Here is a 23,667-nt window from a genome sequence, read left to right on the forward strand (position 1 = left end):
GCTAGATGGCTCCTTTTTTGAATCTGTAGTAAAAACAATTGAAAATTATGACATCTGTTATATAATAGTTAAAAATTGTATTTTTAATGAAAAGAGATGATAACATGGCCATATTGTTGGCACTTATCCCAATTATGATGATTTTCATTTGTTTATTTTTATTTAAACAAACGTCATTAAGGTCCTCTTTAATTGCTTACGTTGTGTCTGTTGGAATCGTTTTACTCTCGCCAACGTTTCAACTAGGGATAAGTGAAACTGTGCACGCAACGATTAAAGGTTGGTTAATTTGTTTTATTGTCGGGTACGTGTTGTTTTTCGGTATTTTTTTATTTCACCTCATGAACAAAATGGGGTACATCGATCAAGTAGCACGTTTTCTAGAAGAAGTGACGCACGATCGTTTATTACAAATGCTACTTATGTGTTTTGGTATTTGTCCGCTAATCGAATCAGTAAGTGGATTCGGAATTGGCTTCATGGTTGCAGCACCTATCTTTCTATCATTAGGCTATAAACCGTTTCAAGCTGTACTACTTTCATTTATTGGTTTACTAGCTAGTTCATGGGGCGCAATGGCAACTGGTACGATTATCGGTTCGCAGCTTATAAATATGCCGCTTACAACACTTGGCACAAATACGGCACTACTAAGCATTCCGATGTTTGTTTATTTCGTCATCCTTTCTTTACACGTTGTTGGTGGTTGGCAGGCTGTTATTGAAAAGTGGAAAGAAGGATTCGGTTTCTTTCTATTATTTTCTCTCGGAATTTATCTTTCTAACGCATACGTAAGTGTTGAACTAGCAGGTATATTAAGTTCTATCGTTACAATTGCATTTGGTTTTCTTATCATTAAATTAAAAGGAAAAAGTGAGCAAAATTTAATGACAGAACATGCTGCGGCAACGGAGAGAGAAGTATCTATTATAAAAATTATTAGCCCTTATATATTCCTAACAGTTTGTATTTTACTTTCTCGCCTCGTACCAGCATTACATGATGTATTCAGATCATATGCAGTCCTTGATTTAAAATCATACTCTTATAAACTGGAGCTACTATATTCACCAGGATTTTGGCTCGGTATGACTTGCTTATTTACTATTATTTTCTTCCGCATTCCATCTCATATTATTAAACAATCACTCTCGCAAACGATAAAACAATGGATTCCTTTTGCGATTACAACGACAATGTTTATCGCCATTTCAGAACTAATGGGTGCATCTGGCATGCATTCATTACTGGCAAAAACAGCTGGTGAAACATTTGGAACATTTTTCGTTTTCGTTGCTCCGTTTATCGGCGGAATCGGTGGCTTTTTAACAGGTAGTAACGCAGGATCAAATGCGATGTTCATAAAACTACAAATGCAAACTGCGCAAAACGTAGCACTCCCTTGGCAATACGTTACAACACTGCAAAACACCGCATCATCAGTAGCGACAATCGCTTGCCCGTCACGGATTACGTTAGGTGCTTATTTATGTAATATACCGTATCGTGAAAATGAACTATTAAAGAAGACGACGTTAATGATTTTTGGTGCGGTGTTGCTTGTAGTGGTAGAGGTTATTTTTTGGTATCTGTTGAGAAAATAAGAAATCCTCCTGAGAAAGGAGGATTTTCTTTTTATATGGATAATGCCTTAAGTATGAAAAGCTTCTACTAAATGAATAGGAGATGAAATGTATGCCCCTAAAAAACTACGGCGTGTTAAAAGGTACAGTTATACAATCAAAGATTGGAAAAGGGAAAACACCTCATTATCAAGTTCATTTACAAGGCGAAGCAGGAGTAGATTATCGTATTGCAATTAACGTGAAATCGCAAAGTTATCCGTCAGAGGTTTTATATTTTGCGAGTACCGATATTCGGTCAGAGGCGATTCACATTTTACCGACATTACCATTCGGTTTTACAGAAGTTAAAAACAATGAGCCGAAAGTAGCTTTAGACTACGTAAGAGGTAATGTATTTGATTCGAAGCAAATGATTCCTTTACCAGCTGAAAAAGCAGGAGTGGATAATGATTTAAATGAAAAAATAGAGCGTTATATAAAACGAGCGGTAGAAGAAAAAGCAATTATTTATGCGTTTGGTGAAAGATGGGGACCAGAAGAAAATACACCTGATTCTTACTTTCATTTCGAGCCAGGAAACGGTATACACGATATTCATATGAATCAAGGGAATGTAGAGAAATGGAAAGGTGATAATGGTATATGGCAAGACGGGGGAATACTTATTCACTTTGAAAAGGAAGAAGAATGGATCGGTATCTTTCTTGCCTTCCAATCACAGTCATGGTGTACTGATGAAGAAGGACATGCTCGTGTTCCGGTTGAGCATTGTGATTATAAGGGAAATAAATGATGAGAGGAGGGCGTTCAAAACGAACGCCCTCCTCTTATTTTATAAAACCCAAAACTAACAAGTGTAGAAATACAAGAGAACAGCAGAGCCACACTAGAAAACGCAATGAGGTACATATTATACTTCATCACTTTTCCAATGAGCTGGTTACTGTCGTACTGAAATAGTCCTGCTATTATGTTGAATAAAAATAATACGATAAACATGACGATAACACCGTCTATTGATCCTTTAATATCTGGTTTACTTAAAGCGATATGTGCAGAAATACAAATGGCGATAAATAAAAATAACCAAAAAGAAGGATTTAATAAATTACTTATTGTAAATAAGCTTTTCAATAATACAAACGTCGATAAAAGCATGTTTTGAACCATTTCTATATTAATAGAAGTAGAAGCGATTGTTTTTTCGAGGGTTGTATTAAATAAGAAATATGAATTTGGTACGAAATAGCGCATTAAAAGGATTAACGCAGTAATACCGGAAATAATAGGACCGATTCCAATGAAGAAGTTCCCAATTCGTTGATATACACTTTTTTGATTGTATTGATGTTGTACGTAGCCTAAAGCACCTTGGCTTGTATCTGTTGGGAAAAACTGCGTTGCTACAATTTTATGACGAAATAGTACACACATAATGGCATGTCCAAGTTCATGAATAGGAACACCAATCCACGCCGTTAAAAGGAATCCTTTTCTTCCGAAAGCTCTCGACCAATACATGCGTGTGAGAGATTCTAAATAACCTAATAGAAATCCAATTACAATGATAACGCCAATTAAAGAAAATAATTGGATTACGCTTGTAAGGAGTATTTGAAAAATTGAGTTTACTAATTCCATTACCAGTCATCCAATCTGTTAAAAATGTTATTTGTTCTGTTTCATAATAGCATTATTTTTCAAGATTGCTAGCACATATATTTTCATTTGAAAGAAGGATTTCATAATCTTTTTCTTGTAGTCATGTTTTATGTACAAAGTCATATATTGAATTTGTAACACCCTATATGGTATCTGCTTAAGGGGGGGGATGCGATAATGAAATGTCCGGCGTGTCATACGGAAAATACAGCAGAGGCAAAATTTTGCGGGAATTGTGGACATTCGTTGACGGAGGAAGCCGTAGCGAGTGGTGCACAGGAGGAAGGTGAGCAACAAGCACGCGTAGCACCAGCAGAGGAAACTCGATCAAATGAAACGGTAGAGCAAGCGAAGCGGTTTGCAAGTGGCTACTTTCAGTTTTTTAAACACGCATTACAAGCACCGACAGCTATTATGAAAAGTGGCAAGGTTGAAGTACGAAATGGAATTGTAAGTCTTGTTCTTATTTGTTTTTTAGGGGCATGTATTTTTTATAGAATGATGAGTGCTGCAGCAGCTGTTACGAAAACATTTGCACCAGATATATCTACTCCTACATTCTTTTTGGACTCTGTAACGGTCTTTTTATTTTTACTTATTTTAACTTTATTTGTCGGATTTATTATTTTTGTCAGTGGGAAGATGATGAAATCATCTTTTTCGTTTCTTGAAGTATTTGGAATATGGGGAACGATAGCAACTCCGGTAATTGCTATATTATTGCTTTCTTTTCTGTTTAGCTTTTTATTAATCTTTTTCTTACCAATTTTATTAGGGCTGGCTACAACATATATGGGAATTAGTATAATTGTAGCTACAGTAAAACTAGATAACGGTGGATTAGATCTTGTTTATACTCTTTTTATCGCAAATATTTTCATTGGAATTGCAACATTCATTGTACTGTGGTCTTACATTAGCACGATAATTCAAACCTTTACACAGGGATTAAAGGGCCTCTAAAGAAAAGGTGGTTGAATGGATGAATGTATGTACAAAGTGTGGGACTCAGCTTGAAGATGGTGTGCAATTTTGTCAAAGCTGCGGGAGGAAGAGGGAGAGTCTTGCAGTAAAGAAGAAAATGAGCAGCGGTACAAAGGTTGGCATTACAATTTTAACATTACTTGCTGTAGTGATTGTTGGACTGTATTTGTACGGATCATCGTATTATAAGCAGGCGGCACAAGTAGATCGGATCATTACTATTTTACAAGAGAGGAACGGGGAGAAGTTAGCTGAAATCGTCACGGCAGATGATCCATCAGTTACTGTAACGAGAGAGAGTCTAATGCCACTATTTTCGTATATAAAAGAAAATTCATCTTATGTGAATGAATTGAAAGAACAGTTGAGGATAGGTGAAAAACAAGGGAACGGAATCGAAAGAGCAGACTTTTCGTTAACGAAAGACGGAAAGTATTTCTTTTTATTTGATCGGTATAAATTGAAAGCGAAGACGTATTATACGACATTGCTTACAAATGAAAAAGGTACATCTTTAAAAATGAACGGAAAAGAAATAGATAAAACAGATGACAAAAAGTTTGAGAAGCAATATGGACCGTTTCTTCCAGGAACTCAAGTGTTTCAAGCAGAATATAAAAATGATTATGTGAAACTATCACGTGAAGAAAAGGTTGTACTTATGAAACAAGGTCAAAATAACGTAACGATAGATTTAACGTTGCAAGGACAATATATTACGGTTCAAACGAACGTGCCTGGTGCAACATTGTATGTGAATCAAAAACCAGTTACAGCGCTGGCAGGAGAAGAAATTACATGGGGGCCTGTAGCAACTGATGGAAGTGCGACGATTTATTTAGAACGAAATGGAGAAAGTGGAAGGGAAACGACAAAGGTAGAAACGGTAACGGCACTTTCGTCTTATAATCTTCCATTCGAAAAGAAAAGTGCGGAAAAAACAGTTGTTTACAATGTTACTCCGCCGCCTACGACTCGGTATGTATATAATGGTTTCATCTTCCCGGATAGTGATATTCGAAAACTAACGAGTGCAGAATTAACATATTTATCGAAAGAACAGTTGAAAATTGCTAGAAATGAAATATACGCAAGACATGGAAATATTTTTCAAACGAAAGATATGCAAGCGTACTTTTCAAAACAGTCTTGGTATAGAGAAAATCCGTATTTTTCAGGAACGTTAACCAATATTGAATCCTATAATGTGGAACTGATTAAAGCAAGAGAATAAACATGTGAAAAAGGTACAGTGCATAGCTGTACCTTTTCTATGGTTTTTTAGCTGAACCAGGATCCCTTGAAAAAAAGATATGAAAGAGGAATGTGACTTTACTTGCTCCTCCTGATGTACTTGCTTGCACATCAGATAATGCACTAGATGTTAACACACCTTCAGAATGAGGCGGTACCACTATTTTGAGGGCATCATCTGATTCTGATGATGCAGTAACTGTTATTGTATCATCAGATAAGTTTAAAATTTTTACAGTACCGATTGGTAAGATAGACTTGCCAGCGTGTGATGCTGAAGCGAAGTGAGAGCCTTTCCAAATCGTTTGTGCGAAGGTTTCATCATTAGATAACCAAGCGCGAGCGCTGTATAATGTTGCGTTAATGGAAAATTCTTGGTCAAGTGACACGGCGGGTTTCGGTTCTTGCGGTTCCTCTGGAGTTTGAGCGAGAAGGCCGGCACACATATATGTTTCACCTACTTTCGGTAGTTACTGTTATAGCATATTAAACATGTTATTTATAAGACACGACGGCTACCTATTCAGGCATAGGTTTGTGCACCAAATTTGAAGATGAAATGCTCTTTCTTTACAATGGAAGTAGGTGTTATTTCTGAAAAATATGGAAAACGTAAAGAGTATGTAGAAAAGAAGGAGTGGTAAAGTGAACTATGTCATTATTGGCGGAGATGCAGCTGGTATGAGCGCAGCTATGCAAATTGTTAGAAACGATGAAAATGCAACTGTTGTAACGTTAGAAAAAGGTGAAATTTATTCGTACGCGCAGTGTGGGTTACCATATGTCATTAGTGGTGCTATCGCTTCAACGGAAAAATTAATTGCGCGTAATGTGAAGACGTTTCGTGATAAATATGGAATTGATGCGAAAGTACGACATGAAGTAACGAAAGTAGATACGGAAAAGAAAGTGGTGTACGCAGAGCATACGAAGACGAAAGATATTTTTGAATTTCCGTACGATCGTTTATTAATTGCAACTGGCGTACGTCCTGTTATGCCAGAGTGGGAAGGTCGAGATTTGCAAGGCGTTCATCTTTTAAAAACAATTCCAGATGCTGAGCGTATATTAAAAACGCTAGAAACGAATAAAGTTGAAGATGTAACCATTATTGGCGGTGGTGCGATTGGACTGGAGATGGCAGAAACATTCGTCGAACTTGGTAAGAAAGTAAGAATGATTGAGCGAAATGATCATATCGGTACGATTTATGATGCAGATATGGCTGAATATATACATAAAGAAGCAGATAAACACAATATTGAAATTTTAACGAATGAAAATGTGAAAGCATTTAAAGGAAATGAAAGAGTGGAACAAATTGAAACGGATAAAGGTACGTATAAAGCAGATCTTGTTTTAGTATCGGTTGGAGTGAAGCCGAATACTGATTTTCTTGAAGGAACAAATATACGTACAAATTATAAAGGGGCAATCGAAGTAAATGCATATATGCAAACGAATGTGCAGGACGTATATGCAGCTGGTGATTGCGCAACACATTACCATGTTATAAAGGAAATTCATGATCATATCCCGCTCGGAACGACTGCCAATAAACAAGGGCGACTTGCTGGACTGAATATGCTTGATAAACGAAGAGCATTTAAAGGTACGTTAGGTACAGGTATTATTAAATTTATGGATTTGACGCTTGCAAGAACAGGTTTAAATGAAAAAGAAGCAAAAGGGCTACATATTCCGTATAAAACAGTCAAAGTAGACTCCACAAATATGGCGGGCTATTATCCTAATGCGAAACCACTTTACTTGAAATTATTATATCGTTCTGACACGAAACAATTATTAGGTGGACAAGTAATTGGAGAAGAAGGTGTAGATAAACGAATTGATGTGATCGCAATGGCACTTTTCAATAAAATGAGCATTCACGATTTAGAAGATGTCGACTTAAGTTACGCACCACCATATAACAGCGTTTGGGATCCAATTCAGCAAGCGGCAAGGAGAGCAGAATAGCACTTTTTAAGTGCTATTTTTTTCGTTAAAGGGGAATCATTATTTTTGGCGAAAGAAGCGAATTGGAAATAGTTATATATAGGGAAGGGGATCATTAAAAATGTTTGTAACACTTCAAACAGTTCAAGAATCAGAAAAAGAAATATTACGTAATTTATATGCACTATATCTTCATGACCTCTCTACATTCACTCCTAATATAAAGATTGGGGCAAATGGATTTTTTGAATACGAAGATTTGTACATGTTTTGGGAAAATGACGGAATCACTCCGTATTTTATTAAAAGTAATAATGATATTGTAGGATTTTTATTACTACTGGAACGTCCATTTTTGAAAAAAGAAAATGACTTTTGTATTAATGACATTTTCATATTGAATCAGTACAAGGGAAAAGGAATCGGTAAACAAGTTATTGAGAATATACTAAAAGAGAAACGAGGACAATATTTCGTTATCGAACTTGTGAAAAATGTACCAGCTGTTTCTTTTTGGAAGAAAGTATATAGGGAGCTAAACATCGAATTTGATGAAAAAACACAGTTAATCGATGATGAAGAATGTCTCGTTCAAACGTTTAAAATATAATGAAATCGGTGCCTCTAGTAGATTAATTTGAAATTTAACTTTATCCTGCATTAACGGGCAGTAAGACACCCACCTCAAAATTCAGCGAAAGCAAAGAAGCTAAGTGGGGGGCGGGCTGCCCGTAAAAGCCCGATTGGTGAAGGCTGATAATCAGTGGGGGATGAAGAAAACCCCCACTAATTAAAGTTTCACTTTATTTCGAATATACCGTTCGCCCTTGAAAACATAGTACTTATCGCTTATATTTTCATATAGTATTTATTTTTAATAAAGCAATGATCGAACCAGGGGGCACAGTATGGCAATTAACATGAAAACAATCGAAGAATGGATTGCTGAATCAAACGCAAGACAAGAAGAAGACTTTGGAAACGTTGTTGAAGAAATGAAAGAAGTATGCGTCGGACTTGATAATGCGACATTAATTTATACGAAAAATGTATTTTGTTTCGGTAAGAAAGTAGAAGTATTGTTCTTCTTCCAAGATCATGTCGTGATTGGACAAGAAAAAGATGAATATGTTGAAATCGAAAAATTAAAGTATGAAGCAATTACACATAGCAACTTAAAAACAAATGACAAAAATACAACGTTAGAATTAAAGTTTGCTAACGGACAATCTATCAATTTAGATAGTTTAAATGATAACTACGGTACGAAAAATTGGTTATTCGCGAGACAAATTAAGAGTATTTTTAAATTAATCTAGTAAAAAAGCACGCCGTCCACCGGCGTGCTTCTAATTACGCAAATCCCCTTTTAACCAATTCCGCGCTCGATACGCCCCAACAGGAATTTGAATGAGAGACGTTTCATTTCCAGTATCTATCCCGTATAACTGATCACATGAATTTGTATTAAAACTTAGTAATGGATGCCCGCCCATCCCCATCGCGGTTGCGGCGAAAACGAGTTTATGAACGAGTATGCCAGCTTCCATTTGGTGAATACGGTATCCTCTATAGCCTAATGCATTTGTATAGTAATCTTTCTTTCCGACTACATGTAGGCAAAGCGGTACTTGAAAAAGATTTACGTTATCCATCGTCATACTGGATTGAAGGGGATAACGAAGGTCTCCATATCGAAGTGGCTGTATGGAATGTGTTTTACTGTTATAAGAATAAGCACCGTTCTCTATATCTTTTACGTTATAAAAACATCCATATAATGAGACCCGTGCATTTTCATTTACATACTGACCATCAAGGTCGTTGTAATAAGGGAAGGAGAGACTCGCTTCTTGTAGTAAAGTAGCGAGCTCGGCTGTATCCCATTTCGTGAAAGTAAAGTCAGCATCAGGGGAATACCGTTCTTTACAAAGTTGTAAGAAATCATACGATAACCGTTCTACTTGCGGCAACTGTACAGCGTGCGCATGATGTTGATAGTGCTCTTCATGATGTAGTGTTTGGAAGTGTGCTGTCGATTCAATCATAGAAGCTTCATTTATTTTTGTTAACATTGGATATTCATTTACATGTTTTGAGCGAACGAAATGTTCGTGTGCTAACGGCGGAATTTGCTGTAACAACTCATGAGAAGTAACTGTTTTATTTTCACGGTAATCATTGTGAAACCAATTCGTTTGCGGTTCTGTACTTAAAGGAACGACAGCATACACACTTTCTTCGCCTTCTGACAGTCCGAGTAAATGATTGATTGCACGGTCTAGAAACTGAAAGTATACGCCATTTGTGTAACCGAATTGTTTGGCACATGCAAGTAATTGTCCGATGAGAACACCACTATCTAATCCTTGAAGTCGATACGAAAAATTATTGTATTTAAAGTAGTTTTTCCAAAACATAGTGGATACGAATGCAGCGCCAAAACAAGACTGTATGTTACAACGGTTGCCAAGTGCTTCTGTAATGTAAGAATCGAAATTTCCTTCGCGAAGTAAAATAAGTCGGTGGTGCGCAGCGTCGTAATGGTAAATACCGTCTGGATAATCATCGATCTTTAAATATATATACAATTCATTTGGATATAAAGCGCCGCCTGAAGGGATAGATCTTCGGAATAAAATTTTTTCGCTATTTAGCTGACATAACTGTGTTAAACCAAATGAGGACCAAAGGTAATGACCAATCTCCTTCAAAGTAGGTGTAGTAGAAGAGTTAGGTAAAGATAATGGGATTTCTAAAGAGAGAGGAATGATAGGTACATTTCGGTATAATTTATAAGGAAGCGGTGCATCTTCCCAGTCCACTTCATGATTCGGCATAATTTCATCGATAGAAAAATGGAGATGATGTAAAAAAGTATCCAGCTGCATAAAATCCCCCCCTTTACTATGGAAACGGATGCGGATGTGGATTTAATTGTTCATTCGTTAAAGGTTCGTTTGTATATCCAAGTGTCATCGGCACAGTATATACTCTATCCAGTCCTGTAACTCGAATGAGATGGTGACCGAACGTCATCGGTAACATGCCTGGAATAATGACTTTTACGCAATGTAATCCGTTTTTTTCTATAAGAGGTACTGTTTGATCTACAACGATTACGTCAAGTCCAGATTGCTGCAGGCGGTTTAAAAGTTGATGAAGATCGGATGTTAAATCTAGATCAACTGATTGTAATGCATTCATTTCTTGGAACGATTGCACCGGGGCATCGTCACGTAAAAGAAAGTGAAGACGTTCTTCTGCTTCTTTTAATCCGTACAGCATACTATGGTCTTCCATTTTATTTACGAGATAAGGGTCTTGTAAGCAGTTTTCGTAGTGCTCTCTTTTTTGTTCGAGTTCATCGTCTGCTATTAGTAACATGCCTGCTATTTCATGGATGGCACTCTTTAAAGCGCGGACAGGGTCTAAATGAGAGCCTCCCGCACAAACAACGTTCATTCCATTTTCACGCGTATTTTTCGCAATTACCCATAAGCTTGGGATACCGTGTTCCATCGTTGCGTTAAAAGCATGTAATTCATACCCAGTAATCGTGTACAGCCGCTGAATCATTAATTGTAATTCCGTATCATTTGCTGAACTAAGATCAAGGCGAGGGAGAGGTAATTCGGCATACCAAGTGAGCAAAAAGGCGTCACGCTCTACAATTTCTAAAATGCCATGAAAAATTGCTTCTTCTAAACTACCACCAATTGCACATCCATTTGATGTTTCATACACGAAAGCATCTCGATGACCGAGGCTATAATAAGCAATTGATTCAGGAACTAAAAGTGGCCGGTTTTGTAATAAAGAGTAGCCCCATACCCAGTTTTGTTCATAGTCAGGATCAAACGGTTTAAACGGAAAACTATTACGATTATAATGTTCATTTGTATGTACACCGAGCAAGAGGGGATTAAGTGCATGATCCTCTAACTCACGAAAACTGCCGTGTACATTTGTCTTTTTTCCTCGAGGTGACATACCACAATATCGTTCTAAACCTTCTAAAATAGCAGTCGCTTCACTCATTGCAAATGAATGAGTTCGGCCTGCAACACCTTCATTTCCAAACATTAATGGCATGTTTATAATAACGTCAGCAAATGGTAATAAAGAATGCTGCATTTTTCCGTTCAACATACCGACGCGATAATCTAAATAATCTCTCGTTAAAAATGTGTTTAGTTCATGAATGGAACGACAGCGATATGCTGCTTCGCTTGTTTTTAAGCTCGGTTGTAACGAAATCGCTGCTGCATCTGCCGTATCATCAGGCAAATTGCTACATACAGGGCAGAGCGGATCGGGAAGAAAAGAATGCCGCGTACATTGCAGTGTTTGTAAGTTTAGTAAAATGAGTTCATTTTCTAAAGAAGAATGGTTATGAGTTAATATTTTCTCTGTTTCTGCACGAATAAGATGGCACATTTGTAACATACCATTTTGGGTGGCACGTACATCACGCCTTGTTACATTATCTGCCTTTAACGCATATTTCCGCTGTAGTGCCCACATTTCTTGTTGATCAAATCCAGCGATAAATCGGCGTCCATCAGAGCAGTTGGAACAGCCAGTTGCAAGAGGATGAATGTAAGGACCGATAATACCTTCACCAAATGAAGTGAATGCACGTAGCCATGGAATATGATTCGATCGAAACATTAGCTCGGCATCATGATGAATAGTAGAAGGAGAGCCATCATGTAATACGAGAGCGAGATGAATATTTTCAGGGAGTTCTTCTGTAAGGTTATGTTGGCGAATGATAGAATATTGTTTGCATAGTTGATCATGTACATAGTTTGCAAGTAAGCCATCTCCTATAAGCAATATATTTTGAGTCATAGACTGTCCTCCTTTGCAATTAATACACCGTACACACCATCTAAGTTTTCTTTCAAAAATGATTCAATGGCTAAATCAAACACGAATGGATAAAAATTATGTTCTTCTAAATGTTGCAAGGCAAGCTGCACAGATTGCACACCTGGAACTTCTTCTTCAGCTTGTATTTCCACTCTAAAAGAATCCGTGTCATATAAAATAATAGAGGATTCAGGCAAGATATTAGCTCTGTAAGGAGTCTCTTCATTTTGAATATGAAGTAGTGATAGTTGTAGTGCGTTTCGTAAGGCTAACGTCATATTAATATTAGATGCACCGTACCAGCGATCATTTATACCGACCCAAACGACAGGAAAGCTGAGAATCTCTTCACTCATTGCTATTTTAGGAGGTTCATGAATTGTAGAGAGAGCATCGTAATAAAATCTACAATGTTTATCATGAATTGCAGTTAAATCAATCGTCGTAATTTCTTCTAGCATATGTGACTGCCGCTCATACAATTTATTATTTAAATGTTGTTGTAGCGCCCGGTATACACCTTCTGTCATCGTTTCTCCAGCGCCAATACCGATATCATTATGTTCAGGAATAAGGCGGTGCATAATTTCCGCTACATATGTTTCAATTCCTGCTAAACCAGCTTCTCGGCGCGCTTCATTATGAGTTAAACCACCACAAGTCATAAGAGGCAGGAGGGAAGCAGGACCATCTGATAGTGGAGTAGCTACTTGAATATGGCATTGTGATAACGGTAATTGATATGAATCTTGTTCATCCCATACATGGAATAAACCAGCTTCTTTAGAAGTTAATGAGTCGAAAAAGCGGAATAAATCAGTTGAGGTATGTTGGTTGGACCGCTGCTCAAGTTGTTCAGAAAGATTTTCTATCGTATCAATTGTAAAACTTTCATCAGTTGCGAGAGGATGTTTTATAAAAGGATGCCATGCTCCTTCGAGTGTTTCGTAATTTAATAAAAAGAATTGTGGTTCTTTTTCTCGGTAAGAATCATCAGCGACATGCTTAAGTAATTCAAATACGATTATATTTGCTAACATTGCAGATGGAAGTGGTGAAAATGATGCTGATGAATGTTCATTTTGTAAAGTCGTTTCATGTAGCCGATGCCATGCGGATTCCCAGCATTCTTCACGATTAGCTGTTACGATAGGGCCGGCTATACCAAGTGCTGATAAACAGACGGCAGGTATGAAGTTCTTTCCTACTTCTCTACAAATCGTGTGAACTGCTCTTAGGCCTTCAATATCTCCATTTTGAGAAACATACAAAATCCAGTCGAAAGGCTCGAACACTTCATGCAGGGGACGATCAATTGTCGTATCTATTTCCTGAACTAGGACATGATCATCAACTTCATGTGCAAGTTCTACTAGCTCATGAATGCGATCGTAATTTGTTTCCTCATAATCTGTAACAAGGTAATGAAAGGTAGGTAATCCTGATTCTAATAAAGAAGAAACTAAGGAAGTAAGCATATCTCCAGAACCAATTATAAGGACGTTTGCCGCGCGATACGTTTCGAATTTTAGAGCGCCTGAATGAGAATCAGCTTCTAAAAATTCAATTTGTGAAGCGTATCTATCAAGTAATGCGCTATTTAATTCATGAGGTGCATCTTGACTTACATCCCGAACGAAACCATTTTCATATAAAATCTCTCCAATTTCAAATACACGATTTTGATAGGGGAGAGGGAGACCATCGGTTATTTCTGCTAAAGAATAATTCCCGTTAAACATTGGCATTAATTTTTCAATCCAGTTGTAAATTCCATCACCGTCCATACGAAATGAACTGGCATTATTTCGAAAATAGACACCCCCGTTTGAGTCGGGGAGGAAAAAAGTATCCTTATTTGCTTTAAGTTTTGCATCAATTGGAAGGTTATTCATTTTAATCCTCCTTACGTTCTAGGCATACATTATTAGCTTATGTAATGAAATTTGTCCCATATGAATGCAATAAAAAAAGGCTGTAGAATAATTCATTCTACAGCCTGTAATAGATTATTAATCTATCAACCTTCTAATAATAATGATTTTGGATCTTCAAGCATATCTTTAACAGCAACAAGGAAGCTAACTGCTTCTTTACCATCAACAATACGGTGATCGTAAGATAAAGCGATGTACATCATTGGACGGTTTTCCATACGTTCTGCATCAATTGCAACTGGACGTACTTGGATTTTGTGCATTCCTAAAATACCTACTTGTGGGCTGTTTAGGATTGGTGTTGACATTAGAGAACCGAATACACCACCGTTTGTAATTGTGAATGTACCACCTTGTAACTCTTTTAATGAAAGTTTGTTATCGCGTGCTTTCATACCTAAATTACGAATTTCGCTTTCGATTTCAGCGAAGTTTAATTGGTTAGCATCGCGTACAACTGGAACAACTAATCCATCTGGAGCTGCTACTGCAATACCGATATCATAGAATTTTTTAATGATAAGCTCATCGCCTTGAATTTCAGCATTTAATAATGGGAATTGTTTTAATGCTGCAACAACTGCTTTTGTGAAGAATGACATGAAGCCAAGACGTACATCATGTTTTTTCTCGAAAGCATCTTTACGCTCTTTACGTAATTCCATGATTGCAGTCATATCAACTTCGTTAAATGTTGTTAACATTGCAGATGTTTGTTGAACTTCTACAAGGCGTTTTGCAATTGTTTGACGGCGGCGGGACATTTTCACGCGCTCAACTGGTTTTTCGAATTCCGTTTTTGCAACTGGAGCAGGAGCTGGACTTTTTGGAGCAGCTGGTGCTTCTTTTGGTGCGGCAACATGAGCTTGTACATCGTGTGGTCTCACACGTCCAAGTGGATCTGTGCTACGTACGTCGTTTAAGTCGATACCTAATTCACGAGCCATTTTTCTAGCAGCTGGTGATGCGATAGGACGGTTCGTATTCGGTAAACCTTGTAAAGTTGTAGTTTGCTCAGCATTTGGTGCCGCAGCTTTCGGTGCTTCAGTTGTTTCTTGTTTTGGCTGTTCAGCAGCCGGTGCAGGTGTACTTACTGCAACTGGTGCTCCGTTTGCATCTAAAATTGCGATAGTTGCACCAACTTCAACTGTATCCCCAGGTTCGCCTAGTAACTTCGATACAATACCTGAATCTTCTGCAATGATTTCTACATTGACTTTATCAGTTTCAAGCTCAACAACGCTGCCACCTTTCTCAACTTTGTCGCCTACGTTGATAAGCCATTGTGAGATAGTTCCTTCAGTAATAGATTCTGCAAGCTCAGGTACTTTAATTTCGATCATTTTAAATGTCCTCCCCTTATTTGCCTAACGGTGTGTTTTTTCTTCTTTCGTCTTCGGTAATCTCCATTTGTTAGCCTGCCCCCGGGCAGAATATCTGTCCGGGGAGCAAGCTAGAAACCTTCATTATTACTTTCAGTTGCTGAAAACTTCAATTTCTTGTTTATCTTGACGGAAGTTATACTTCACATCTAAAGCGTGTGCAACAATTAGTTCTTGCTCAGCTTTGTGAGCGAATGGATCGCCACCAGATGGGCTAGAGCGATCTGGGCGTCCAATGTAACCTGTTTTCACTTTATCTCCAGCAAGTTCAAACAGAATTGGAGCCATGTAATGCCATGCGCCCATATTACGAGGTTCTTCTTGAACCCAAATAATTTCTTCTAAGTTTTTAAAGCGTTTAATAATAGATTGAACTTTCTCAGCAGGGAATGGGTACAGCTGTTCAATACGAACGACATGAACTTCATCTAAGTTATACTCATGTTTACCAGACTCAATTTCTGCTGCTAAGTCAATCGCCATTTTACCTGTGCTTAAAACAAGACGTTTTACTTTAGTTGGTTTCATGCCAAGGTTTTCTTGTTCTAGAGCAGGTTGGAAACGTCCTTCGCTTAACTGACTAGCAGTTGAAAGCGTAAGTGGGTGACGTAATAAACTCTTTGGCGTCATCAATACTAATGGTCGAACAGCGTCTGTTCCTAAGATAGATGCTTGACGACGTAAAATATGGAAGTATTGTGCCGCGCTCGTTAAGTTTGCAACTGTCCAGTTATTCTCAGCGGCTAACTGTAAGAATCGCTCTGGACGTGCACTAGAATGCTCTGGTCCTTGACCTTCATAACCGTGCGGTAATAGAAGAACTAAACCAGATTTTTGACCCCATTTTGCTCTTCCTGCTGAAACATATTGATCAAATAATGCTTGCGCAGTATTTGAGAAGTCACCATATTGCGCTTCCCACATAACAAGAGTTTCTGGAGCGAATACGTTATAACCATACTCGTAACCAACAACAGCAGCTTCTGATAACGGACTGTTATGAACAGAGAAGGATGCATTAATGTTTGGTAAGCGATGTAATGGTGAATATGTTTCATTTGTATCAGTATCGTGTAATACGATATGACGGTGCGCGAATGTACCACGCTGTGAATCTTGACCAGTTAAACGAATTGGCGTACCTTCTTGTAAAATAGAAGCGAATGCTAATGACTCAGCAAGTGCCCATTCAATTTTACCGTTCTCTTCAAGAGCGTCTTTACGGCGTTCAAGAATTTTCTTTACTTTCGGATATACGTTAAAGCCTTCTGGCCAAGATAGTAGACCTTCATTAATTGCACGAAGTGAGTCAATCTCAACACCAGTATCAATTGGCTGAATGCCTTTTGCAACAACATCTGGCACTTTAACGTCAATTGTTGCAGCGCTCGTATCAGCTGGCGGTACTTGTGCATAGTCAGATTTTAATTGCTCTTGTATAAACTGAGTCATTGTTTCAACCTCATCTGCATTTAGAACACCAGCAGCTTGTAATTGATCTGCATAAATAGCTCTTACAGTTGGGTGATTTTTAATCTTTTTGTACACTTGTGGTTGCGTAACTGCTGGGTCATCCATTTCGTTATGACCGTAGCGGCGGTAACCAATTAAATCGATTAAGAAGTCTTTTTTGAACAATATACGATATTGAATCGCAAGGTTAGCAGCAGCAAGACAAGCTTCTGGATCATCAGCGTTCACGTGAACAATCGGAATATCGAAACCTTTTGCAAGGTCACTTGAATATTTCGTAGAACGAGAATCATAGCTATCAGTCGTAAAGCCAACTGCATTGTTTGCGATAACATGAATTGTTCCGCCTGTTTGGTACGCGTTCAATCTGCTTAAGTTCAACGTTTCAGATACAATACCTTGACCAGGGAATGCAGCATCACCATGAACTAAAATTACGAATGATTTTGAAGTATCTTGTTCTGGAAGACCAGATTTTTTACGATTCTCTTGAGCCGCACGTGCAAAACCTTCTACAACAGGGTTAACGAACTCAAGGTGACTTGGGTTATTTGCTAATGTAACGCGAGTGCTAACTTCTTCGTTACTAACGACTTGTTCTCTACCTAAATGGTATTTCACGTCGCCAGTCCAGCCAGAATTTGCCACTGCGCCTTCTATTTTTGCATGTTTGAACTCAGCAAACATGTGACTATATGGTTTTTCTAATACGTGTGCAAGTACGCTTAGACGACCGCGGTGAGCCATACCAATCATGACATCTTCTACGCCGCCCTTTGCACCTTCGAGAACAATTTCATCTAGAACAGGTACAAGCATATCAACGCCCTCGATAGAGAAACGCTTTTGCCCAACGAATGTTTTATGCAAGAATTGCTCGAAACCTTCAACAGCTGTTAAACGTTTTAAAAGAGCAGTTCGTTTTTTATTTGATAGTGGTTGACGCAATGAATTTGATTCCACCATTTGATGCAACCACGCGCGTTCTTCACTATCTTGTATATGAGAAAATTCATAAGCTAAAGATTTTGTATAAACGTCTTTTAATCTATGAATTACATCAAGTGCAGTGTGAATACCTTCTGGTGCATCTTGCCATACTGTTTTCGCTGGAATCGCTTTCAAGTCAGCATCGCTCAGTTCGTTCATTGCTTTCTCAAGAAGAGATTGTCCATTAGCAGCATCTTCCATCGGATTGATGTGAGCCAACGTATGCCCGAATGAACGAATTTGTTCAACAAGCTGAACGACTTTAAGAATTTTTTCAATGTTCCCTGTGTTTTGAGGAGAAAAATGTGTTGCTGTGTTGTCCCCTGTTACGACATCATCTTGAAACGAAGGAGCTCCAAAAATTTCAAAAAGCTCTTGTAATTCCGGATCAACAGAACCTGCTCCAGTTACGTAAAGATCATACTGCTCAATAACATAACCAAGGTTCGGACCATGGAACTTGGCCCAAGGGTTTGTCGTTGTATTCTTCCTCGTCATTTGTTTAAACCTCCCAATGCATATAATCCTTTTTCCAAACAAAAGGTGCATTTTGCTCTTTTCAATAATTGATGAACCAACAATCAATGTAAATGTTTTCTTTATTCTTATGTTATTACAATAATTTACATAATACCAAACACTATTACTTATCTGTTTTGTAAAAAAACATTCACAATAACTTATCACCCAAGTTAATCTTTCATGTTATAAAGTAATTTCACAGAAAAATGGGGTGGATATATTTGGTATACCTACACGAATAACTAAAATTGTTGCATGTAAATATAAGTATAATAATTAGAATGTTTCGATAAAAATGAGTTCGAATTATGTATATTGAAATAATAAGCGCTTTCATTGATATTATACAACAATATAACGGAATATAGTATAAAAAATAAAAAATTATGAATTTATCGTAAACTTTATTTAGATAGTGTTAAATATTGAAAGGAAAGTGAAGGATTTCTACAAAAAAAGTTGCTAAACATAAAAAATGCTTCATAAACAGTTAGTTTCTATAAATATGACGAAAAACACCGTAAAACCAATAACGCATTTCGTGGAATAAAGAGATGAATGAAATATTTTAAAAGGATAAAACAAATAGGGAGATATTAAATTTAAAAAATAGAGAGGAGAAGATATAGTAACAATTATTTACAGTGTTCCGCGTTTCATTTCAAAATAGACGTGCTGAAATTGAAAAGTTTCTTCTATATAAATAGAGTGAAACAAACTAAAATGCATGTAAAGGAAACTTGACGTAAAGGTTGCTTTACATATATACTCACTGTAAGGAAGGAGGGAGAAATTTCCTTGGAAAATAAAATGGTTGAATACCGAAAAAAATTTGGACTATCTCAAGAAAAATTGGCTGAGAAACTTGGAGTTTCCAGACAAACCATCATTTCAATTGAAAAGGGAAAATATGATCCATCACTTCCGTTAGCATTTGAAATAGCAAAAACATTTCAGACAACGATAGAACATGTATTTATTTATGAAGGAAAAGAAGAGGGGGAATAGGGATGAATTATTCACAAAAGTACTTTTTAATTATGGGAATTATTTTCTTTATTATGAGTGGAACCATGGTATTAGCGGGCATAATGACGCATTCCGCACCACTGGCTCCAACGTATACAGTACTTACGATGATGATTATGTGTTTCTGCTTAAGTTACTTACACCCGCAATTTAAAGAAAAAGATGAGCGAATGAAACTTATTCGTTATAAAGGAATGTTCTTCAGCTTTTTTGCGCTAACGGCATATTACCTTCTTTTCTCTTTCGGTTTAAATCTACACGTAATTACACTATCTGCGGTTGAACTATTAAACATACTTATGGCACTTACGATGAGTACAGTTTTTATCTCATTTGTTGTTTTATCGAAAAGATATTAAGATGGAAGAGAGAAAGGAAGATTAACATATGCAAATGATGTATGCTTTTGGCATTGGACTTGTATTATTTTTAGCCGTATTCTTATTTATTCGAAAAGACGTTCAAGGTGGGACGTTAACGAAAAGAGGCTTTTATAAAATGATCGGCTGTTTAGTTGTTATGTTTATAGCGATTATCGTAATGATCGTTTTAATAAATCAATCACTATAGAATATAAAAATGGAACCTTACTGTAGTAAGGTTTTTCTTTTTGATGTAAAATCCGAAAATTCCCATGAAATCCATTTACTACATATAATGGATATTATATAATTTAATAAAATGATAGATAGGGAGCATAGTATATGAATAAAAAAACTATCTTCTTTTTATTAATATGCCTACTACTTATAGCTAGTATTACTTATATAATATGTAACAAACGAGAACAAGTGCCACCTATGTTAGTATGGGAGCACCAAGAATACTATGTTACGAATGAACCTGCCGAAGCTGAAAAAGTTGGACAAAGGCTCGGAGAAGTAACGAAGAAAATTGAAACAAGTAAAAAACCTACTAAAAACAGTGAATCCAACATAGTACAAGAAAAAACAGAAGTATTCACAATGATAGAGGAAGAAAAAAATCCTCACTCATCTTTAATCATAAAGGAGCCTTATAGTGACGAATATAGAGTAGTAAGACCGATGTTACATGTACTATAAAGTGAAAAGGAGACTCATATGCAGACAGTAACTTATCCATGGTCGTTAAGAAAAATGTTTGTTTTTTTCCTTTGCTTCATCCTTCCGCCAATCGGCGCAATTTATATTTTGATGAATCGAGAAGCGCTACAAAAGAGAGACTTCATTTTATATGTATTATTTGCTGCTATTAATATATCGCTTTGGTTATCACTTATGATCTTTGAGAGGAGTATGTGGATGGTAGCGGGGCATTATGTGTTTGGAGCAATTATTATTGTTTTATCGAATATGAATAAGAGATAAGCCAGCAATCTTAAAGTTGCTGGTTTTTATTTTGCTATTTATAATGAGGAAATAAATTTTTAATAGAGAGTAGTGGGCGTTATGAGATGGAAAGAGGGGACGTTTGAAAAAATAGACACGAATGACTTATCTATTGAGCAACTCATACATACATTCAAGGAACAAAACGTAAATGGCGGAGCGGTTATAAGCTGTTTTAAAGTACATAAAGAAAATTTTTTCAAAGAAATACCACATTTGAAAGATGGATACGAGCACTTCTTTAGAAGAATCTTCAACTCTTTAGATATAATGCATAACTTAGAAGAGTTAAAAATACATACGTCAGAAAAATATAAGTTTCATTTTAAAGAGCAATGGGCAGTCATGCTTGATGGTAGCATTGCCGCTCAAATTTTGTCGGGTGGAGCATATGAAACATTTAAGAAACGACCAGTTATCGCAAAACAATTAGCAGTTAATCTATGTCAATATATGTTCCAAGATCGATACGAAGATATTAAAGTTTTTGAAAGCTATAGCCCTTGGACAGATTGGTTTTATGATGTTGCGTGGGATGTTACTTGGATGGTGTTAGATAGTAAGGAGCAGAAAATGTGGTTCATCTGTGCTACGGATACGGATTGATAGAAAAGAGCCTTGTAGGAAAGCTGCAAGGCTCTTAATATTTTGGGAATGAATAGAAAATAAATCATATAAATGCTATACTAAAAAATGTTTGTAATGTCAGTTTCATACTATTATATAATGCTGACTTACTAGAAAAGATAAGAGGAGAATGAGCGTGCAAAAGATAAAGAAACTATTACTGTTAATGATGGTAGTAGGATTAACAGTAGGTGTTTTAGCAGGGTGTGCAAATCCGAAAGATACGACAGAAGAATTTTTAACAGCGATACAAAAAGGTGATATAGAAAAGGCTCGTACATTTGTTGAGAGTGACAAGGAATTTAACAAACTAAATGAAAAAACAGATGATGCTGAGGCAAAAGCAATGCTGAGTGCAATTACGAAAAACTTTAAATTTGAAAAGCTAGAAGAAGTATCGAAAAAGGATGACAAAGCAGAAGTGAAAGTGAAAATTACATCTGCTGATCTATCCGTTGCTGTAACAAAAGCAGTGGGAGAAGTTATGCCAATGGCCTTCGCTAGTGCTTTTAGCGAAGACAAAGAGCAATCTGAAAAAGCAATCGAAAAAACGATGACATCAGCAATCGTCAAACACTTATCAGATAAAGATGCAATCATGGCAACTCGCGAAGTTACATTGAACTTAAAGAAAAACAAAGATGGCGACTATAAAATCGTTGCAGATGATAACTTGAAAGAAGTATTGTTTGCTAATGCGAAGTCTTTGGAGAAGATGTTTGGTGGGAAGTGATTGATTTAGATAAAAAAGAGAAACCATATCACGTAGAAGGTTGATACGGTTTCTCTTTTTTTATGACCCCGGAGAGGCTCGAACTCACGACCTCCACCCTGTCAAGGTGGCGCTCTCCCTGCTGAGCTACGGGATCTTCAAAAATGCGTATGTAACAGCATCTTTAATCTTTATGCTAAAGCAATTATATATAATTAACTGAAATTTTACAATATTTTTATAGTAAGTTTTAAAAGGGAAATCATATGCAATTATGCGAGTAGTGTCTGAAGGGATAATGATGAGAATAAGACTTAGTAGAATGTAGCGGTCATATTATTTAATGTATTTATCCAAAGGGTTTTCATCGCTTAAATCAACAAGTAAAGGACATAAGAATAATAAAGGTAGAGCGGCATTAGCATGATGAAAGGTGTCATTTGATAGATACTGCCTTCCAAAACAATACGGGCAATCTTTTTCAAATGTCACGAGTATTGACCATACATCTTTTATTGTCCACTTCGTTTTACAATACGTACAACGCGCCATAGAGTTCCTCCTCATTTTAAGTCTTCTTCTAGTATATTCCATTTTATTGTACTGAAGTCATTTGTATTTGGTGTGATAAAATGTAAGTTGTTTTGTTTTTTTATGTGGATTTATTTAGTCATTTATGATCAATTACATATCGTTTCATGTTTTTGCAGGATGATAGATTTTCAGCTTCAATATGCAAATTGGCCAATATATCCTTTTTACAATTTACTTAAAATCATGTATAACAGAGATACAAGATTATTTTACCCCGCTATTTGCGGACGGTAAGATCCCCACCTCAAAATTTAGCGAAAGCAAAGAAGTTAGGTGGTGGCAGGCTGCTCGTAAAAGCCCGATTGGTGAAGGCTGATTAAAGTTTCACTTTATAAATATTCAGTAGTAGAGGGAGAATTATTGTAATGGTAAGGAAAACGTTCAAGATGCGCGTATCTAGAAATAGAACGATTTCGATTAATGGCTCGATTCTTGATGTGGATGTTACACATGATGAGTTTTTACAAGAGTTTGTTGAGTGGGTCGATTCTAAAGGCTGGTCGTTTATGGGGATGACAGATGAGATTACACCCGAGGAAGCTAGTCAAAATTTAATAGATTCATTGATTGATGAGAAGGATAAGAAAGAATAATTCCTTCTTATTTTTTATTGTATATTTATGTTCTTTATCGTAAAAGTGTGATATAGTGAAAAAAGTGAATATTCTTCCAAATTAATACAAATTACATATAGGTTGGTAGAGGTAT

23 protein-coding genes and 1 tRNA gene are annotated in these 23,667 nt (G+C 36.8%); 15 read left to right on the plus strand and 9 right to left on the minus strand.

Translation table 11 applies throughout. The annotated features are described in order from the left end of the window. The first annotated feature begins 104 nt into the window (after positions 1 to 104). Both ACU8YW_RS06375 and ACU8YW_RS06380 read left to right on the plus strand, forming a co-directional pair. Positions 105 to 1,604 carry an L-lactate permease gene (locus tag ACU8YW_RS06375; protein WP_426933908.1) on the plus strand — a complete coding sequence of 500 codons (1,500 nt, stop codon included), beginning with the start codon at positions 105 to 107 and terminating at the stop codon, positions 1,602 to 1,604. Between the two features lie 91 nt (positions 1,605 to 1,695). Continuing rightward, the gene (locus ACU8YW_RS06380; RefSeq protein ID WP_088062520.1) at positions 1,696 to 2,379 is read left to right on the plus strand and encodes a DUF2278 family protein; all 684 of its coding nucleotides are present in this window, start codon (positions 1,696 to 1,698) and stop codon (positions 2,377 to 2,379) included. Positions 2,380 to 2,393: 14 nt separating this feature from the next. On the opposite strand, the gene ACU8YW_RS06385 is transcribed toward ACU8YW_RS06380, so the two are convergent. Further along, entirely contained in the window at positions 2,394 to 3,227 is an 834-nt protein-coding gene (locus ACU8YW_RS06385) for a hypothetical protein (RefSeq protein ID WP_046958289.1), read from the minus strand. Positions 3,228 to 3,425: 198 nt separating this feature from the next. Here ACU8YW_RS06385 and ACU8YW_RS06390 point away from each other — a divergent pair, with 198 nt between their 5' ends. After that, positions 3,426 to 4,211: a zinc ribbon domain-containing protein gene (locus ACU8YW_RS06390; protein WP_330938419.1), complete on the plus strand. Its 786-nt coding sequence runs from the start codon at positions 3,426 to 3,428 to the stop codon at positions 4,209 to 4,211. A gap of 19 nt (positions 4,212 to 4,230) precedes the next feature. Beyond that, positions 4,231 to 5,466, plus strand: a complete 1,236-nt coding sequence (locus ACU8YW_RS06395; protein ID WP_088062524.1) for a TcaA 3rd/4th domain-containing protein — start codon at positions 4,231 to 4,233, stop codon at positions 5,464 to 5,466. 37 nt (positions 5,467 to 5,503) lie between these two features. Here the strand turns inward: ACU8YW_RS06395 and ACU8YW_RS06400 are convergent, their stop codons facing one another. After that, complete coding sequence (locus tag ACU8YW_RS06400) at positions 5,504 to 5,932, minus strand: hypothetical protein (protein WP_088062526.1); 429 nt, start codon at positions 5,930 to 5,932, stop codon at positions 5,504 to 5,506. Between the two features lie 199 nt (positions 5,933 to 6,131). On the opposite strand from ACU8YW_RS06400, the gene ACU8YW_RS06405 reads away from it, so the two are divergent. From ACU8YW_RS06405 to ACU8YW_RS06415, 3 genes are all read left to right on the plus strand, one after another. Next, positions 6,132 to 7,466: an FAD-dependent oxidoreductase gene (locus ACU8YW_RS06405; RefSeq protein ID WP_079245213.1), complete on the plus strand. Its 1,335-nt coding sequence runs from the start codon at positions 6,132 to 6,134 to the stop codon at positions 7,464 to 7,466. Positions 7,467 to 7,566: 100 nt separating this feature from the next. Further along, positions 7,567 to 8,055, plus strand: coding sequence for a GNAT family N-acetyltransferase (locus ACU8YW_RS06410; protein WP_330938420.1), 489 nt, complete (start codon positions 7,567 to 7,569; stop codon positions 8,053 to 8,055). A 298-nt stretch (positions 8,056 to 8,353) separates the two neighbouring features. Then, a complete protein-coding gene (locus ACU8YW_RS06415; RefSeq protein ID WP_000996802.1) occupies positions 8,354 to 8,764 on the plus strand; it encodes a DUF3908 family protein in 411 nt (136 codons plus the stop codon). Between the two features lie 30 nt (positions 8,765 to 8,794). Here ACU8YW_RS06415 and ACU8YW_RS06420 read toward each other — a convergent pair whose 3' ends face one another. The 5 genes from ACU8YW_RS06420 to odhA form a co-directional block, all read right to left on the minus strand. Next, positions 8,795 to 10,336 (minus strand): SagB family peptide dehydrogenase, encoded by a 1,542-nt coding sequence (locus ACU8YW_RS06420; RefSeq protein WP_088062529.1) that lies wholly within the window; start codon positions 10,334 to 10,336, stop codon positions 8,795 to 8,797. 16 nt (positions 10,337 to 10,352) lie between these two features. After that, positions 10,353 to 12,302 carry a TOMM precursor leader peptide-binding protein gene (locus ACU8YW_RS06425; protein ID WP_087984771.1) on the minus strand — a complete coding sequence of 650 codons (1,950 nt, stop codon included), beginning with the start codon at positions 12,300 to 12,302 and terminating at the stop codon, positions 10,353 to 10,355. Continuing rightward, a complete protein-coding gene (locus ACU8YW_RS06430; protein WP_088062531.1) occupies positions 12,299 to 14,218 on the minus strand; it encodes a putative thiazole-containing bacteriocin maturation protein in 1,920 nt (639 codons plus the stop codon). Before ACU8YW_RS06430 ends, ACU8YW_RS06425 begins: the two co-directional genes overlap by 4 nt. A 125-nt stretch (positions 14,219 to 14,343) precedes the next feature. Beyond that, the gene (odhB, locus tag ACU8YW_RS06435; protein ID WP_330938421.1) at positions 14,344 to 15,603 is read right to left on the minus strand and encodes a 2-oxoglutarate dehydrogenase complex dihydrolipoyllysine-residue succinyltransferase; all 1,260 of its coding nucleotides are present in this window, start codon (positions 15,601 to 15,603) and stop codon (positions 14,344 to 14,346) included. A gap of 132 nt (positions 15,604 to 15,735) precedes the next feature. Next, positions 15,736 to 18,603 carry a 2-oxoglutarate dehydrogenase E1 component gene (gene odhA / locus ACU8YW_RS06440; protein WP_088062533.1) on the minus strand — a complete coding sequence of 956 codons (2,868 nt, stop codon included), beginning with the start codon at positions 18,601 to 18,603 and terminating at the stop codon, positions 15,736 to 15,738. An 822-nt stretch (positions 18,604 to 19,425) separates the two neighbouring features. Between odhA and relB the strand changes: the two genes are divergently transcribed. The 7 genes from relB (at position 19,426) to ACU8YW_RS06475 (ending at position 22,386) form a co-directional block, all read left to right on the plus strand. Then, entirely contained in the window at positions 19,426 to 19,635 is a 210-nt protein-coding gene (gene relB, locus ACU8YW_RS06445; RefSeq protein ID WP_000428506.1) for a type II toxin-antitoxin system RelB family anti-toxin, read from the plus strand. Positions 19,636 to 19,637: 2 nt separating this feature from the next. Beyond that, positions 19,638 to 20,015 carry a permease gene (locus ACU8YW_RS06450; RefSeq protein WP_306007608.1) on the plus strand — a complete coding sequence of 126 codons (378 nt, stop codon included), beginning with the start codon at positions 19,638 to 19,640 and terminating at the stop codon, positions 20,013 to 20,015. Between the two features lie 28 nt (positions 20,016 to 20,043). After that, positions 20,044 to 20,226 carry a DUF3976 domain-containing protein gene (locus ACU8YW_RS06455; protein ID WP_001178300.1) on the plus strand — a complete coding sequence of 61 codons (183 nt, stop codon included), beginning with the start codon at positions 20,044 to 20,046 and terminating at the stop codon, positions 20,224 to 20,226. 134 nt (positions 20,227 to 20,360) lie between these two features. Beyond that, positions 20,361 to 20,720, plus strand: coding sequence for a hypothetical protein (locus ACU8YW_RS06460; protein ID WP_306007609.1), 360 nt, complete (start codon positions 20,361 to 20,363; stop codon positions 20,718 to 20,720). A gap of 18 nt (positions 20,721 to 20,738) precedes the next feature. Continuing rightward, positions 20,739 to 21,005, plus strand: a complete 267-nt coding sequence (locus ACU8YW_RS06465; protein WP_137012226.1) for a hypothetical protein — start codon at positions 20,739 to 20,741, stop codon at positions 21,003 to 21,005. An 81-nt stretch (positions 21,006 to 21,086) separates the two neighbouring features. Next, positions 21,087 to 21,632 (plus strand): hypothetical protein, encoded by a 546-nt coding sequence (locus tag ACU8YW_RS06470; protein ID WP_426933907.1) that lies wholly within the window; start codon positions 21,087 to 21,089, stop codon positions 21,630 to 21,632. Between the two features lie 157 nt (positions 21,633 to 21,789). After that, positions 21,790 to 22,386 (plus strand): hypothetical protein, encoded by a 597-nt coding sequence (locus ACU8YW_RS06475; protein ID WP_193671325.1) that lies wholly within the window; start codon positions 21,790 to 21,792, stop codon positions 22,384 to 22,386. Between the two features lie 63 nt (positions 22,387 to 22,449). Here ACU8YW_RS06475 and ACU8YW_RS06480 read toward each other — a convergent pair. Together ACU8YW_RS06480 and ACU8YW_RS06485 are read right to left on the minus strand one after the other, a co-directional pair. Further along, positions 22,450 to 22,522: transfer RNA gene (locus tag ACU8YW_RS06480), tRNA-Val, on the minus strand. A gap of 179 nt (positions 22,523 to 22,701) precedes the next feature. Further along, the gene (locus ACU8YW_RS06485) at positions 22,702 to 22,917 is read right to left on the minus strand and encodes a hypothetical protein (protein WP_048526759.1); all 216 of its coding nucleotides are present in this window, start codon (positions 22,915 to 22,917) and stop codon (positions 22,702 to 22,704) included. A gap of 407 nt (positions 22,918 to 23,324) precedes the next feature. On the opposite strand from ACU8YW_RS06485, the gene ACU8YW_RS06490 reads away from it, so the two are divergent. Beyond that, positions 23,325 to 23,552 carry a hypothetical protein gene (locus ACU8YW_RS06490; protein ID WP_000251865.1) on the plus strand — a complete coding sequence of 76 codons (228 nt, stop codon included), beginning with the start codon at positions 23,325 to 23,327 and terminating at the stop codon, positions 23,550 to 23,552. The last annotated feature ends 115 nt before the right edge of the window (positions 23,553 to 23,667 follow it).

Source organism: Bacillus pretiosus (assembly GCF_052947655.1).

Coding starts and splice junctions, on each gene's coding strand:
- ACU8YW_RS06375 (WP_426933908.1), top strand. CDS start 105: ATGGCCATATTGTTGGCACTTATCCCAATTATGATGATTTTCATTTGT.
- ACU8YW_RS06380 (WP_088062520.1), top strand. CDS start 1,696: ATGCCCCTAAAAAACTACGGCGTGTTAAAAGGTACAGTTATACAATCA.
- ACU8YW_RS06385 (WP_046958289.1), bottom strand. CDS start 3,227: ATGGAATTAGTAAACTCAATTTTTCAAATACTCCTTACAAGCGTAATC.
- ACU8YW_RS06390 (WP_330938419.1), top strand. CDS start 3,426: ATGAAATGTCCGGCGTGTCATACGGAAAATACAGCAGAGGCAAAATTT.
- ACU8YW_RS06395 (WP_088062524.1), top strand. CDS start 4,231: ATGAATGTATGTACAAAGTGTGGGACTCAGCTTGAAGATGGTGTGCAA.
- ACU8YW_RS06400 (WP_088062526.1), bottom strand. CDS start 5,932: ATGTGTGCCGGCCTTCTCGCTCAAACTCCAGAGGAACCGCAAGAACCG.
- ACU8YW_RS06410 (WP_330938420.1), top strand. CDS start 7,567: ATGTTTGTAACACTTCAAACAGTTCAAGAATCAGAAAAAGAAATATTA.
- ACU8YW_RS06415 (WP_000996802.1), top strand. CDS start 8,354: ATGGCAATTAACATGAAAACAATCGAAGAATGGATTGCTGAATCAAAC.
- ACU8YW_RS06420 (WP_088062529.1), bottom strand. CDS start 10,336: ATGCAGCTGGATACTTTTTTACATCATCTCCATTTTTCTATCGATGAA.
- ACU8YW_RS06425 (WP_087984771.1), bottom strand. CDS start 12,302: ATGACTCAAAATATATTGCTTATAGGAGATGGCTTACTTGCAAACTAT.
- ACU8YW_RS06430 (WP_088062531.1), bottom strand. CDS start 14,218: ATGAATAACCTTCCAATTGATGCAAAACTTAAAGCAAATAAGGATACT.
- odhB (WP_330938421.1), bottom strand. CDS start 15,603: ATGATCGAAATTAAAGTACCTGAGCTTGCAGAATCTATTACTGAAGGA.
- odhA (WP_088062533.1), bottom strand. CDS start 18,603: ATGACGAGGAAGAATACAACGACAAACCCTTGGGCCAAGTTCCATGGT.
- ACU8YW_RS06450 (WP_306007608.1), top strand. CDS start 19,638: ATGAATTATTCACAAAAGTACTTTTTAATTATGGGAATTATTTTCTTT.
- ACU8YW_RS06455 (WP_001178300.1), top strand. CDS start 20,044: ATGCAAATGATGTATGCTTTTGGCATTGGACTTGTATTATTTTTAGCC.
- ACU8YW_RS06460 (WP_306007609.1), top strand. CDS start 20,361: ATGAATAAAAAAACTATCTTCTTTTTATTAATATGCCTACTACTTATA.
- ACU8YW_RS06465 (WP_137012226.1), top strand. CDS start 20,739: ATGCAGACAGTAACTTATCCATGGTCGTTAAGAAAAATGTTTGTTTTT.
- ACU8YW_RS06470 (WP_426933907.1), top strand. CDS start 21,087: ATGAGATGGAAAGAGGGGACGTTTGAAAAAATAGACACGAATGACTTA.
- ACU8YW_RS06485 (WP_048526759.1), bottom strand. CDS start 22,917: ATGGCGCGTTGTACGTATTGTAAAACGAAGTGGACAATAAAAGATGTA.
- ACU8YW_RS06490 (WP_000251865.1), top strand. CDS start 23,325: ATGGTAAGGAAAACGTTCAAGATGCGCGTATCTAGAAATAGAACGATT.